This window comes from Terriglobus roseus DSM 18391 (genome assembly GCF_000265425.1).
In the GTDB taxonomy this organism is placed as follows: Bacteria; Acidobacteriota; Terriglobia; order Terriglobales; family Acidobacteriaceae; genus Terriglobus; species Terriglobus roseus.
In genome coordinates, this window is the sequence record NC_018014.1 from 1,843,968 (window position 1) to 1,856,849 (window position 12,882).

The 12,882-nt window shown below is 60.5% G+C and carries 11 protein-coding genes; all 11 read right to left on the reverse strand.

The genetic code is table 11. The annotated features are described in order from the left end of the window. Positions 1-27: 27 nt before the first annotated feature. Positions 28-942, reverse strand: coding sequence for a phosphatase PAP2 family protein (locus tag TERRO_RS07715; RefSeq protein ID WP_014785441.1), 915 nt, complete (start codon positions 940-942; stop codon positions 28-30). Between the two features lie 112 nt (positions 943-1,054). Next, entirely contained in the window at positions 1,055-2,623 is a 1,569-nt protein-coding gene (locus TERRO_RS07720; protein WP_014785442.1) for an NADH-quinone oxidoreductase subunit N, read from the reverse strand. Continuing rightward, positions 2,624-4,243 (reverse strand): complex I subunit 4 family protein, encoded by a 1,620-nt coding sequence (locus tag TERRO_RS07725; protein ID WP_014785443.1) that lies wholly within the window; start codon positions 4,241-4,243, stop codon positions 2,624-2,626. A gap of 18 nt (positions 4,244-4,261) precedes the next feature. After that, positions 4,262-6,307 carry an NADH-quinone oxidoreductase subunit L gene (gene nuoL / locus TERRO_RS07730; RefSeq protein ID WP_014785444.1) on the reverse strand — a complete coding sequence of 682 codons (2,046 nt, stop codon included), beginning with the start codon at positions 6,305-6,307 and terminating at the stop codon, positions 4,262-4,264. A gap of 21 nt (positions 6,308-6,328) precedes the next feature. Beyond that, positions 6,329-6,631, reverse strand: a complete 303-nt coding sequence (gene nuoK / locus TERRO_RS07735) for an NADH-quinone oxidoreductase subunit NuoK (RefSeq protein ID WP_014785445.1) — start codon at positions 6,629-6,631, stop codon at positions 6,329-6,331. A gap of 3 nt (positions 6,632-6,634) precedes the next feature. After that, entirely contained in the window at positions 6,635-7,141 is a 507-nt protein-coding gene (locus TERRO_RS07740; protein WP_014785446.1) for an NADH-quinone oxidoreductase subunit J family protein, read from the reverse strand. Positions 7,142-7,225: 84 nt separating this feature from the next. Further along, entirely contained in the window at positions 7,226-8,281 is a 1,056-nt protein-coding gene (gene nuoH, locus TERRO_RS07745; protein ID WP_014785447.1) for an NADH-quinone oxidoreductase subunit NuoH, read from the reverse strand. 24 nt (positions 8,282-8,305) lie between these two features. Next, positions 8,306-10,696 carry a molybdopterin-dependent oxidoreductase gene (locus TERRO_RS07750; RefSeq protein WP_014785448.1) on the reverse strand — a complete coding sequence of 797 codons (2,391 nt, stop codon included), beginning with the start codon at positions 10,694-10,696 and terminating at the stop codon, positions 8,306-8,308. 12 nt (positions 10,697-10,708) lie between these two features. Next, a complete protein-coding gene (gene nuoF / locus TERRO_RS07755; RefSeq protein WP_014785449.1) occupies positions 10,709-12,031 on the reverse strand; it encodes an NADH-quinone oxidoreductase subunit NuoF in 1,323 nt (440 codons plus the stop codon). Beyond that, positions 12,031-12,540, reverse strand: a complete 510-nt coding sequence (locus tag TERRO_RS07760) for an NADH-quinone oxidoreductase subunit NuoE family protein (RefSeq protein ID WP_014785450.1) — start codon at positions 12,538-12,540, stop codon at positions 12,031-12,033. The genes nuoF and TERRO_RS07760 overlap by 1 nt, the downstream gene beginning before the upstream one ends. After that, complete coding sequence (locus TERRO_RS07765) at positions 12,537-12,881, reverse strand: transcriptional regulator (protein WP_245536249.1); 345 nt, start codon at positions 12,879-12,881, stop codon at positions 12,537-12,539. The genes TERRO_RS07760 and TERRO_RS07765 overlap by 4 nt, the downstream gene beginning before the upstream one ends. Position 12,882: the final 1 nt, after the last annotated feature.

Genomic DNA, 12,882 nt, shown 5'->3' on the forward strand with positions numbered 1-12,882 from the left:
GGCCTTTCTGTTTGCATTTCGGATTGACTACCGGATCTTGTCCGCGTGGTGATGGGCGCGATAGACATAGTGGCCGATGAGCCAGCCTGCGGCCGAGCCGATGAGGACGTCGGAGGGGAAGTGCTCCTGGCCAAGAACGCGCGTCACGGAGACGGCGCTGGCAGCGGTGTAAATGCCGAGTTGAGCCCATGGGCTGCGGTACTCGCCTGCGATGACGGCAGCAGAGGACCATGCGACCATGCTGTGGCCAGAGATGAAGGATGAGTCCGCGCCGGTCGAGCCAATGTAGAAGTTGCCGCGGGCGTTGTCAGCAAGGGGCCGCTCGCGGAACGAGGAGACCTTCACGAGCGCGTCTACGGCGTATGCTTCGACCCAGGCCTGCGATGCGAGGATGCCGGTCTCGCGTGCCTTTTCGTTGTGGACTACGGAACCGTAGAGAAACATGGCTGCAGGCGCCGCGATGAAGCCGTCCCGGCCTGCGTCGGAGACGTTGATTGCGGTCTGATTGAAACTGGCATCGTGGCTGACGACATCGCGCATGGTATGCGTGTCGGTAGCGAAGGCAGCGGCGGCGGCGCCGGCCAGCGGAAGCAGGTAGGCAAGATCTCGCGTGCGGATGTAGATGGGTGAGACGACGATATGGCCGGCGTCCGCCAGCATATGACGCGGTGTATTGCGAAGCGTCACAGGGGAGTGAGGCTGATCCTGTAATGGCAGGTCGGTATTCATCGCAGGTGAGCCGGACTGTGGGGCGTCCGCTGCGTGTACCGCTGAGGGGGCATCGGGTAGATTGTCCGTCGCCACAAGCGATGAGGAAAGTGCCAACTGAGCAGATGACGGTCGAGCCGTCATTGCCATGGCGGCGCAGACGAGCGCGAGCCAGCCCGATGTCTTACGGTGGTTACGGCGAAGGATGCTGGCGGCGGGGGAGTCCGATGTCATCCATATAGGCTCTCGAAACGGCCTTAACCCTGACTGAAGAATCGGACCGCAAATGCGAACAGGATGCGCCAAAAGCGCATCCTGTTTTGCATGGCGAAGGATCTCGCGCAGTCTAGTGGAGCGCAGCCGGATCGCTGACGGTATTGTCTGTCGCAACACCAGCCGGTGCGGTCGCAATGGCGGCTACCTGTGCCATGGTCAGCACGCGTCCCGGCGCGATGCCAAGCAGCAGAGTCGCGCCGACGGCTGCGGCCAGCGCAACATACGACGGAACGCGTGTGCTGGTCGGCGTTGTGAAGTAGCCGGTCGGGCGCTGCAGCAGTGCAGGACCGGTCTGGCTTCCAAGCGCATAATCTGCAAACTCGGCGGTGGCGGGCGCGGTGTAGAGGCGCACGATCAGTCGCAGATAGTAGAAGCAGGCGACGCCGGAGTTCAGCAGGCCGATGATTGCCAGATTGACGTGGCCGGTGTGCATGACTGCCGTGAAGACGTAAAACTTGCCGAAGAAGCCGCCGGTAAAGGGAATACCGATCATCGACAGCAGGAAGAACGTCAGAGCGGCGCCCAGTACAGGATGGCGCAGAGCTAGTCCGGTGTAGTCTTCGCCGGTGCGGAGACGCTCCTGGTAGCCGGTGACGAGCGAGATGACGATGAAGGCACCGACGTTCATCGCGGCGTATGCAGCCGAGTAGAAGGCCGCGGCGGCGATACCGTCGGTGGGCAGGGCAGTGAAAGCGGCGATCAGGTAGCCGGCGTGAGCAATGGACGAGTAAGCCAGCATGCGCTTCACGTCGCGCTGCATCAGCGCACCCAGGTTGCCGATGCACATGCTGAGCACGGAGATGATCGCCATGAGGATCTGCCAGCGCGGCTGCAGCATGGCGTAGCCGGAGAACAGGATGCGCAGGAGAACGGCAAATGCAGCGGCCTTGGGAGCAGTCGACATCATGCCGACGACGGGCGCCGGTGCGCCCTGGTAGACGTCAGGCGTCCAGACATGGAAGGGAGCTGCGGAGACCTTGAAGCCAATGCCGATGATGATCATCGCGACCGCGAGAACGGCCAGGATCGGCGTCTGTGTCTGCGTCATGGCCTGCGCAACGACTGTCAGGTTCGTCGAGCCGGTTGCGCCGAAGGTAAGAGCGATGCCATAGAGGAAGAAGGCCGTGGCGAAGGAGCCGAGAAGGAAGTACTTCAGCGAACTCTCGGTGCCGGTGGCCTGGCCCTTGCGGAAGCCCGCCATGATGTAGGTGGAGATGGACGAGATCTCGAGTCCGATGAACACCATCAGCAACTCGGTCGAGCAGCACATCAGCATCATGCCGACGGCGCCGAAACAGACCAGCGCGTAGTACTCACCGGCATGCGATTCCTTGCGGTCCAGAAAGTCCAGCGAAGTGAGCAGCGTGGCGACGACGACGAGGCCGATGATGACCTGGAAGAAGATTGAGTAGCTATCCACACGAATGGAGTCGTGGAAGGCATTCATGATGCCCAGGTGAAGCTGCCAAAGGCTGATGCAGGTAGCTGCGACTCCACCAAAGATGGCAAGCCAGCCCAGCGACTTGCGCGAGCGCGAAGCGGGCAGCACCGGCTCCAGCAGCATGATGATCACGCCAACGATGGTGAGCACATACTCCGGCAACAGCGCGAGAAAGTTGTTTCCGAGCGAATCCAACATCTAGCGGGCGCCTCCTGCTACGGGTACTTCGGGGCTTGTCCCCACGGTGGTGGTAAGAGTTGCCGGCATGACGTGCACCGCACCAGGAGCGTTAATGCTCCAGTTGCCCAGACGATCGCCGAGCGGCAGAAGCGCGTCCATGATGGTCGGCGATGCAACGCCCATGTAGAGGAAGAGGACAACCATGGGCCACAGTGCAAGATGCTCGCGGACCGTGATGTCCCAGCCGCGCTTCTCGGCCGTCACAGACCCCAGGTTCGCGTAGAAGACGCGCTGGATCATGGTGAGCAGGTAAGCAGCGGAGAAGATGACACCGGTTGTCCCGATGGTCGCCCACAGCCATGGGTGCGAGGAGAGCTGGGTCGAAGCAGCACCGGAGAGAATCAGGAACTCACCGACAAAGCTGTTCAACATGGGCAGGCCAACGTTGGACAGCGCAGTGATGACAAAGAGCGTCACCATCCACGGAAGTTTGCCGGCGATGCCGCCAAGTTCGCGCATGTCGTAGGTGCCATAGCGCTCGTACAGGAAGCCCATCAGCAGGAAGAGCGCGCCACCCGAGATCCCGTGGTTCAGGATCTGGTACATGCCGCCGTCGAGGCCGTTGATGGTGAAGCTGAAGATGCCGAGCGTAATGAACGACAGGTGGCCCAGCGTGGAGAAGGCGGCCAGACGCTTCAGGTCGTTCTGGACAAGCGCAATGCATGCGCCGTAGACGATGCCGATAGCGCCAAGCGCGATCATCAGCGGTGCGATGCGGTGCGACTGCTCCGGGAAGAGCCCGAAGGAGTAACGCAGGATGCTGTACAGGCCGATCTTGCCGGCGAGCACCATCACAGCAGCGGTCGGTGCTTCGCTGATGGCGTCGGAGAGCCAGCCATGCAGCGGGAAGACCGGGACCTTGACCGCGAAGGCCAGCAGAAAAGCGAGCGACGCGAGCCAGAGCGCGGTCGAGGTACCGGGAATCGCGTGTGCCGTTGCAAGCGCAATCAGACGCGGCATCTCAAAGGTGCCCGTCTTCGCGTAGATCCAGATCACGCCAACCAGCAGAATCGCCGAAGGGATGAAGTTGTAGAGGAAGTACTTCATCGCAGCTCTGTTGCGGTTGCTGGTGCGACCGAAGATGGCGATCATCACCGTCATCGGAACCAGCGCCATCTCGAAGAACGCGTAGAAGAGGAACAGATCCAGCGAAGCGAAGACGCCGAGCATGGCGACCTGCTGCAGCAGGAAGAGTACGTAGAACAGCTTGCGGCGCGAAGCGATTGCGTTCCACGAAGCGAGGACACCCAGAGGTGCAAGCAGGCCCGACAGGACGAGCAGCCACATGGACAGACCATCCACACCCAGGTGATAGCGGATGAGCGGGGAAGGGATCCAGAATTTGTTCTGCTCGAATGCAAAGGCAGAGATGCCCGAGCCGGCAGCACCCAGGTTGAGGACGGTGTGCGCCTCAACAAAGTGTGCGGGCAAATGCAGGGTCATGACGAAGGTGATCAGCGTGATCACCAGCGCGCCCCACTGTTGCAGACGACCGCGGTCGGGCAGCAGGGCAAGAATGCCCGCTCCCGCCAGTGGCGTGAGGATGATCAGCGAAAGGATGATGCCGTTCAGATTCATGGTGTCCTTTGCCGTCTCCTATTTCAGGTGCAGCGCGGCCTTGGTGGCGTGCTGTGTCAGAGAGCTGTAAGTCATGAGCAGGATGACGGCGGCAGCGCCAGCGGCGAGCCAGCCAGCGTACGAACGGATATTGCCGGACTGCATGCGGCGGGTGCCTTCGCCGGCCTGACGCGTCAGGAAGGTAGCGAAGGAACCCGAACCGTTGACGATGCCGGTGTCGACCAGACCGAGGAAGAGTACGCGCGAGACGATCTGGATCGGTGTGATGATCGCGAACTCATACAGCTCATCGACGTAGTACTTGTTGGCGACTAGGTTGTAGACCGGGTTTCCGGTTGCCTTCGCACCCAGCGTGCCGGGCTTCTTGTAGTAGAAGACGTACGCAGCAAGGAATCCGATGAGCGCAACCAGGACAGAGACGCCCGCGAGGCCAAGTTCAAGGCCATGCGAAACCTGATCCGCGTTCGTTGCGTTCTGAGCTTCCGTCGTCAGAGCGAAGACGGGATCCAGGAAGTGTTCAAAGTGGTTCGAACCACCCAGAGCCTGCGGGATACCGACCCAGCCGCCAACGACAGAAAGAATTGCAAGGATAACGAGCGGCGCCAGCATGACCCATGGCGACTCATGCACGCCATGCGAGTGTGCAGCCTGTCCGCTATCGTGCTCTGCTTCGCCTGCGTGGTGTGCGGCATGCGCGTCCGCGCCCAGATGTGCCTCATCGAAGCGCTCCGCACCAAAGAAGGTCTTGAACCACAGGCGGAACATGTAGAACGAAGTCAGGCCGGCAGTGATGACGCCAACCACCCAAAGCAGCATGTGCAACGGATTCGGCGAGCTGAAGGTGCGGTAGAGAATCTCGTCCTTCGAGAAGAAGCCGGCCAGCGGCGGAATGCCGGCGATGGCGATGACGCCCGCAGACATCGTCAGGAAGGTGATGGGAGTGCGCTTGCGCATGCCGCCCATGACGCGCATGTCCTGCTCGCCGCTGAGCGCGTGAATCACCGAACCGGCTGCGAGGAAGAGCAGTGCCTTGAAGAAGGCATGTGTCATCAGGTGGAAGACAGCAGCGGAGTACGCCGCAACACCACAGCCCAAGAACATGTAGCCAAGCTGCGAGATCGTCGAGTAGGCCAGCACACGCTTGATGTCATGCTGCACGACGCCGATGGTGGCCGCGAAGAGAGCGGTAGCCGCACCGATGATCGCCACGACACCGAGCGCATAAGGCGAACGATCGAACAACACGTGCGAACGGCAGACCAGGTAGACGCCCGCCGTGACCATCGTGGCCGCGTGGATCAGTGCGGAGACGGGCGTGGGGCCTTCCATTGCATCCGGCAGCCAGACGTACAGCGGAATCTGTGCAGACTTACCCGCCGCGCCGACGAGCAGCAACAGTGCAATAGCGGTCAGGAAACCGCCGTGCAGCTCCGGGTGGTGATTGATCGCGCTGAAAATCTCTACAAAGCTGAGTGTGCCGAAGTGCTGGATCATCAGGAACATCGCCAGCAGGAAGCCGAAGTCGCCCACACGGTTCGCAACGAATGCTTTGCGTCCCGCAGCATTGGCGCTGGGCTTCTGCCAGTAGAAGCCGATGAGCAGGTAGGAAGCGAGGCCCACGCCTTCCCAGCCGACGAAGAGTAGCAGGAAGCTTTCAGCCAGGACCAGCACCAGCATGAAGAACATGAACAGGTTCAGGAAGGCGAAGAAGCGCCAGTAACCCTCTTCTTGCGCCATGTAACCGGCCGAGTAGATGTGGATCAGGAAGCCGACGCCCGTAACGACCGCCAGCATGATCAGCGTCAGGTGATCGACCATGAACGCGAAACGAACGGTGAGAGCCGATGTCTGGATCCACGGGCTTGATGCTGCGGTGATCTGCAGAACGTCATGCGAGAGCATGTGCTGCCACAGCCAGGCGACCAGCGCTGCAGGCAGAGCGGTAAAGAGGAGTGCGATGGCGGCTACGCCCGCGCGCGGCAGTCTACGGCCGATTGTGCCGTTGAGCACGAAGCCGAGGAAGGGCAGCAGCGGGATGAACCAGAGCAGATGTTCAATCTTCATTGGAAGGTCTTCGGTCTCCGCTTAGTTCTTCATCAGGTTGATGCTGTCCACGTCCAGTGTCTGGCGCGTCCGGAAGATGGCGATGATGATAGCGAGTCCTACCGCAGCCTCAGCCGCTGCAACCACCATCACGAAAAACACAAACAGCTGGCCCTGTACGGCATGGTGCATGTGCGAGAAGGCCACAAAAGTCAGGTTCACCGCATTCAGCATCAACTCAATCGACATGAAGACGGTGATGATATTGCGCTTGATCAGGAACGCGCCGATGCCGATGCAGAACAGAATCGCGGCGAGGATCAGGTAGTAGTAGATGGGCACCATGCTTTAGTTCTCCTTCCGCGCAAGCACGACCGCGCCCAGGATCGCGACGAGGATAAGGATCGACGTGACTTCAAACGGCAGCAGCAGGTCCGTGAACAACACGCGGCTGATGGCAGCCATGTTGCTGACACCATTGTTCAGCTCACCGCCAAAGGTCGCGTAACCCAGCGTCGTGCGCTCATGCAGGAAGGTGTAGACCAGCAGGGCAAGCACACCAACCACACCGGGAACGCCGGCGAAGTAAGCTGCCTTTGAACCACGGGTACGTTCTTCCTCGCCGGCATTGAGCAACATGATGACGAAGGTGAACAGCACCATGATGGCGCCGGAATAGACGATAACCTGCGCAGCCGCGAGGAACTCAGCGCCCAGCGTCCAGTAGATGACGGCAAGCGACATCATGACGACCACGAGCGAAAGGGCAGAGTTGATGGGATGGCGCTGAAAGAGGAGATTCAGCGCGCTCACCACACATATCGCCGCGAAGATGAAGAAGAGCGCAGTTTGCATCGGTCCGGCAAGTCCTTACAAAAGGCAGAAGCGTTAGGGGGTGAACTTAGGGGCTTCACCCGATTGTAAATGCGGTCGCCCGCGTTATCCGTGGATTGCGAGCACAAGTGCGGTGATCACGATATTGACCATCGCCAGGGGCAGCAGCCACTTCCAGCCGAAACTCATCAGCTGGTCATAACGGAAGCGCGGCAGAGTCGAGCGCACCCAGATATACAGGAACAGAAAGCAGAAGACTTTGAAGATGAACCACAGAATAGGGAAGATCGCCGACAGGATTGGTCCGCCGAAGTTATCCGGTAGCAGATGACCCAGCGGGGAAGTCGCGCCGCCAAAAAAGAGCAGCGTGGCGACGCAGGAGACGGTGATCATGTTCGCGTATTCCGCCATGAAGAACATGGCGAACTTCATCGACGAATACTCGGTGTGATAGCCGGCAACCAGCTCCGACTCTGCTTCCGGAAGATCGAATGGCGCGCGGTTGGTCTCGGCGTATGCGGCCATCAGGTAGATGAAGAAACCCAGGAGCTGAGGCCAGATGTTCCAGCTCAGCAGGCCGTGGTGCGCCTGCGACCCTACAATGTCGCGAAGGCGCAGCGATCCCGCGCGCATGACAACGCCCACCAGCGACAGGCCGAGCGCCAGCTCGTAGCTGATGATCTGCGCTGAGGCGCGCAACGAACCCAGCAGAGAGTACTTGTTGTTCGAAGACCAGCCCGAAAGCGCGATGCCGTACACACCAACCGAAGTAATGCCCAGGACGACGAGCAGGCCGATGTTGATGTCGGAGATCTCGAAGAGGCTGACGCCGCGGTAGGTGAAGATCGAACCGAAGGGCACCACGGCGATCGAGATCAGCGCGCAGGAGAGTGCGATGACGGGCGCGATGACGAACAGCGGCCGCTCGACTGCGAGCGGCATCAGGTCTTCCTTGAGAAAGAGCTTGAGGCCGTCAACCAGCGGTTGCAGCAGGCCGAACGGGCCGACCCGGCTGGGTCCCCAGCGATTCTGGATCAGGCCGATGACCTTCCGCTCCAGCAGTACCGTGTAGGCGACTGCTGTAAGCGTAATGACCAGCACGACCACGATCTTGAGGATCGTCAGGAGCAGGAAGATTTGGAAGTCGGAGAGATGCGTCACGGCTATCGTTGTCCTGTTCTTGCGTTAGTCGGCTGGAATGCCGGCGGGTTCAACGGCATACTTGTCGGCGAGTTCGACCAGCTTGGGTGAGTAACGGCCAAGCGTGCCGGAGGTGAACAACGTGTCGTCCGCGGGCAGCACCAGGTCGCGGCGAGCCGGTTCAATCTGGACGAGGTCGGAAGGTGCAGCGGGGGACAGATGCTGATCGTTGCCGCTCAGCAACTGCAGGCGCAGCAGGTCATAGCCGGGTACCAGGCGCTGAATCTCATCGAGCACTGCAAACGGGTCGAACGGTGACAGCTTCATCTCGAGGTTGTTCGCCGAGAGCCACACAGCATGACGATCGGCCTCACCGGACTGCGCACCGCGCGTCTGGCCCAGATCAGCGCGAAGCCCCGCACCCTGCTTGCCGAACGGAACCAGCTCGCGGATGTTTGCGCCCATCTTGTCTGCAACGCGGACGATCAGCTCCAGGTCGGTACGGACGCCCGCACGATCGGAAGCTTTCTTCACCAGTTGCAGATCGCCGTAGCTGTTCGTGACCGAACCGGACTTCTCATACAGGTTCGCAGAGGGGAAGATAACGTCTGCGAGCTGCGCCGTCTCCGTCAGGAACATGTCGTGGACGACCACGAAGGTGTTTGCCAGCGCGGTGGGATCGACCGAGTAACGAGCGACCGGGTTGGCATTGACCACATACAGCGCGCCAAGGTTGCCGGCGATCGCTGCGTCGAACATACCGATCAGGTCAAGACCCGGCGTGTTGCTGAATCGCTCGCCATACTCGTTATGGAAATCGTGCGAGCCCTTCAGGGGCAGGTAGCCGGGCAGCATGTCCGGCAGCAGGCCCATGTCAGAAGCGCCGTGGCTGTTGACGTAATCGCTCAGCAGCGCGAACTTGGCGTGGGGCAGTGTCAGGCCGAAGTCGATCAAGGCCTTCAGCGCAGCGCCACGCAGTTCACTGCCAATCAGGATGACGATCTTCTCTTCCGCCTTTACGGCATCACGCAGCGCCGCGAGGCTCTCTGCGCCAGCACCGCTGGCGAGCGTGTTCATCGCTTCGCCATAGCCCAGTTCGTCGATCTGCGCGAACAGCTTTGCCTGGCGGCGCAGCTTGATCGGCTGATGATTCACGACATACAGGCGAGCATTGTTCAGACGGACGTCCGCACGAATGTTCCAGGCGGTAAGCGGATTCTCGTTCGTAGGATCGCCACCCACCAGCAGGATCGCGGGCGAGTTCTCATTGTCATGCTGCGATGCGAAACGGTCACCATTGCCGCTCAGCGCCGCAGCGAAGGTGACGTAGTCGGCCGTGCGATGGTGATCGATATTGTTGGTGCCGAGGACGCTGCGGCCGAACTTCTGCAGCAGATAAGCCTCTTCGTTTGTCAGGCGATTGCCACCGATGACGCCCGTCGCGGAGCCACCGCGTGCATCACGGATCTCACGCAGCTTGTTGCCGGCGTAGGCGATCGCCTCATCCCAGCTGACAGCCTTGAACTCACCATTCGGCTGCTTCACCATCGGCTGCGTGATGCGGCTGTGCGAATTCGCGAAGTCGAAGCCGTAGCGGCCCTTGTTGCACAGGAAGTCGCCGTTGATGCCGCTCTTGTCGCGGTTGTCCCCGCGGACAATCTCGCTGCCATCGGTCGTTGCACGCACACCCAGCGTGGTCTTGCAACCATCGCCGCAGTGCGTGCACACCGTGGCAACGTGGTTCATCTCCCACGGGCGTGTCTTATAGCGATAGGTGTCGCTGGTCAGCGCGCCGACGGGGCATACGTCGATGCACATGCCGCACTCTTCGCAGTCCAGGTGCTGCAGACCATCTTCACTCTGCGACGCAGGGATATTCGGTGCAATGACAGCGGACGAACCACGGTTTTGAATGCCCAGCGCGAAGACGTCCATGCCTTCACCGCACATACGAACGCAGCGATAGCAGAGGATGCAACGGGGACGGTCGAAGTAGACGGTGGGCGACCACTGCTGTTCTTCGCGGTGATTCTTCGGCTCGGTATAGAACGAATCCGCCGCGCCGTACTTGAAGGTCATGTCCTGCAGTTCGCACTGGCCACCGGCATCGCAGACGGGGCAGTCGAGGGGGTGATTGCCCAGCAGCAACTGCAGTGTGGCCTTGCGGGCCTGCGCAATCTCCGGTGTCTCGGTCGCTACGATCATGCCTTCCGCAACGGGCGTGGTGCACGCCGTCTGCAGCTTGGGCATCTTCTCAATGCGCACAACGCACATGCGGCAGGCCGCCTGCAGCGACAGGCCGGGGTAGTAACAGAAGGCCGGGATCTGGATGCCGGCCGCCTTGCAGGCGTCGATGAGCAGCGTGCCCGCTGGGGCAGTAATCTGCTGGCCGTCTACGGTAAGGGTTACGGAGCTTGCAGCTCGTACGTCTGGCATTCGTGTCCTCTGCTAGTGCGAAGCGCCGATAAGTTCTTCGGTGGTGATGAAGGTCTTCTCTGTCCGAGCGCCCTTGAGGTATTCCTCGAACTCAGGACGGAACTTCTTGATGAAGCCGAGCGTTGGCATGGCTGCGGCGTCGCCAAGTGGGCAGAAGGTGCGGCCCATCATGTTCTCAGCCAGGTACTGGATGTTGTTGATGTCCTTCAGATTACCGCCGCCGTTGTAAAAGCGCGTCAGGGTCTTCTTCAGCCAGTCCGTTCCTTCGCGGCAGGGAATGCACCATCCGCAGGATTCATGCTGGTAGAACTTGATGGTTCGCAGCGCAAACTCAACAATCGAGACCGTCTCATCCAGCACGACAATGCCGCCGGAGCCAAGCATGGTGCCGGCCTTGCCCATCTGATCGAAGTCCAGACCGACGTCGATCTCATCCGGCAGCAGCACTGGACACGAAGATCCGCCAGGGACAACCGCCTTCAGCTTGCGACCACCCTTGACGCCACCGGCAACTTCATAGATGGCCTTCTTCAGGTTGTAGCCCATGGGCAGCTCGTAGACGCCGGGGCGCTCCACGTGTCCGCTGATACCGAACAGGCGCGTGCCGCCGTTGCGCTCACTGCCGATCTTCGCGTAATCCGCGCCGCCCATCAGCAGGATGTGCGGTGCACTGGCGATCGTCTCAGCGTTGTTGATCACGGTCGGTCCGCCGTACAAGCCGACGACAGCAGGGAACGGAGGCTTGATACGCGGAACGCCGCGCTTGCCTTCCAGCGACTCCATCAGAGCCGACTCTTCACCGACTTCGTATGCGCCTGCGCCGGTTTGCGTGACGATGTCGAAGTCCACGCCTTCCTTGCCGAAGATGTTTTTGCCCAGGAAGCCCTTGGCGTAGGCATCGGCAACGGCCTTCTCGACGATCTTCAGCAGGTAGCGATACTCGCCGCGCAGGTAGATGAAGCCCATCTTCGCGCCAATGGCCAGGCCGGCGATCATGGTGCCTTCAATCACAGCGTGCGGATCATGCAGGAAGATCACGTGATCCTTGCAGGTTCCCGGCTCCGACTCATCGCCGTTCACCAGCACATACTTCGGCTTTTCGCTGGTCTTGGGAACAAAGGACCACTTCAAACCGGTGGGGAAGCCTGCGCCGCCACGTCCGCGGAGGCCGCTGGCCTTCATCTCATTGATGACCCACTCAGGCCCTTGTTCAATGGCCTTTTGTACTGCCTTGTAGCCGTCCAGCTCGACGTACTTGTCGATCTCTGCAGCGCCCTGCCCAAAGCGGCGGGAGAGGACTCGGACTTCATCGGGATGCGAGACCAGGGTGGGCATTACTTCACATCCTTTCCACGACCGGCAGCATACTCTGCCAGGATCGCGTCGACCTTCACGGTCGTCAGGTTGTCATGGAAGTCGTAGTTCACCTGCATGGCAGGCGCCCAGCAACAGGCACCGATGCACTCAACCTCTTCCAGGCTGAACTGGCCATCGGGTGTGACTTCCTTGTGCCCAATGCCAAGCTTCGCCTTGCAGTGGTCAAGGATGTCGTAGCCGCCAACGAGCATGCAGGAGATGTTCGTGCAAACCTGCACGTTGTACTTACCCGCAGGCTTCGTGCGAAGCATGGAGTAGTACGAAAGAACTCCGCGAACGTCCAACTCAAGCAGATCCAGCCGCTGCGCGATCTCCGCGACGACGGCGTCGGAAACATATCCAACCTCGTCCTGCGCATACAGCAGCATGGGGACAAGAGCCGATCGCTTTACCGGGTAGAGCGTGACGAGTTTGTCGAAACGCTCGGCGGTTGCCGGCGTGAAGATGCTGTCGGTTACGGTGCTCACACGGTAATTATCGCCGATGCCAGCCGCTCTGCGTAGAGGTCCATCTCATCTTCGTCGTGACCAACGCAGGCACGCCCATTTTCTGTCAGGGTGAAGGCGGTTGTTTCGCCCTCGCTGGTGGCGTATTCGGTGCGCGTGAACCGCATCCAGCGCAGCCCATAGCGCACCAGAATGCTGTCGTCACTCACCTCAACAACGGCATGCTGCTCGCGGCCCAGCGAGTGGACGGCAGCATACGAACGCAGCAGGGAAGCCCAGGAAGTCCACAATTCGCGGTGAAGTTGATCGGTCACAGTCTCTTCAGAGTAGCCGAGTTGCCGAAATGGGGGCTCCTGGCCCATG

Bases quoted from the DNA above. Each gene is read 5' to 3' on its own strand.
- TERRO_RS07720 (WP_014785442.1), bottom strand. From the start codon at position 2,623: ATGTTGGATTCGCTCGGAAACAACTTTCTCGCGCTGTTGCCGGAGTAT.
- nuoL (WP_014785444.1), bottom strand. From the start codon at position 6,307: ATGAAGATTGAACATCTGCTCTGGTTCATCCCGCTGCTGCCCTTCCTC.
- TERRO_RS07750 (WP_014785448.1), bottom strand. From the start codon at position 10,696: ATGCCAGACGTACGAGCTGCAAGCTCCGTAACCCTTACCGTAGACGGC.
- TERRO_RS07740 (WP_014785446.1), bottom strand. From the start codon at position 7,141: ATGCAAACTGCGCTCTTCTTCATCTTCGCGGCGATATGTGTGGTGAGC.
- TERRO_RS07765 (WP_245536249.1), bottom strand. From the start codon at position 12,881: ATGGGCCAGGAGCCCCCATTTCGGCAACTCGGCTACTCTGAAGAGACT.
- nuoF (WP_014785449.1), bottom strand. From the start codon at position 12,031: ATGCCCACCCTGGTCTCGCATCCCGATGAAGTCCGAGTCCTCTCCCGC.
- TERRO_RS07725 (WP_014785443.1), bottom strand. From the start codon at position 4,243: ATGAATCTGAACGGCATCATCCTTTCGCTGATCATCCTCACGCCACTG.
- nuoK (WP_014785445.1), bottom strand. From the start codon at position 6,631: ATGGTGCCCATCTACTACTACCTGATCCTCGCCGCGATTCTGTTCTGC.
- TERRO_RS07715 (WP_014785441.1), bottom strand. From the start codon at position 942: ATGACATCGGACTCCCCCGCCGCCAGCATCCTTCGCCGTAACCACCGT.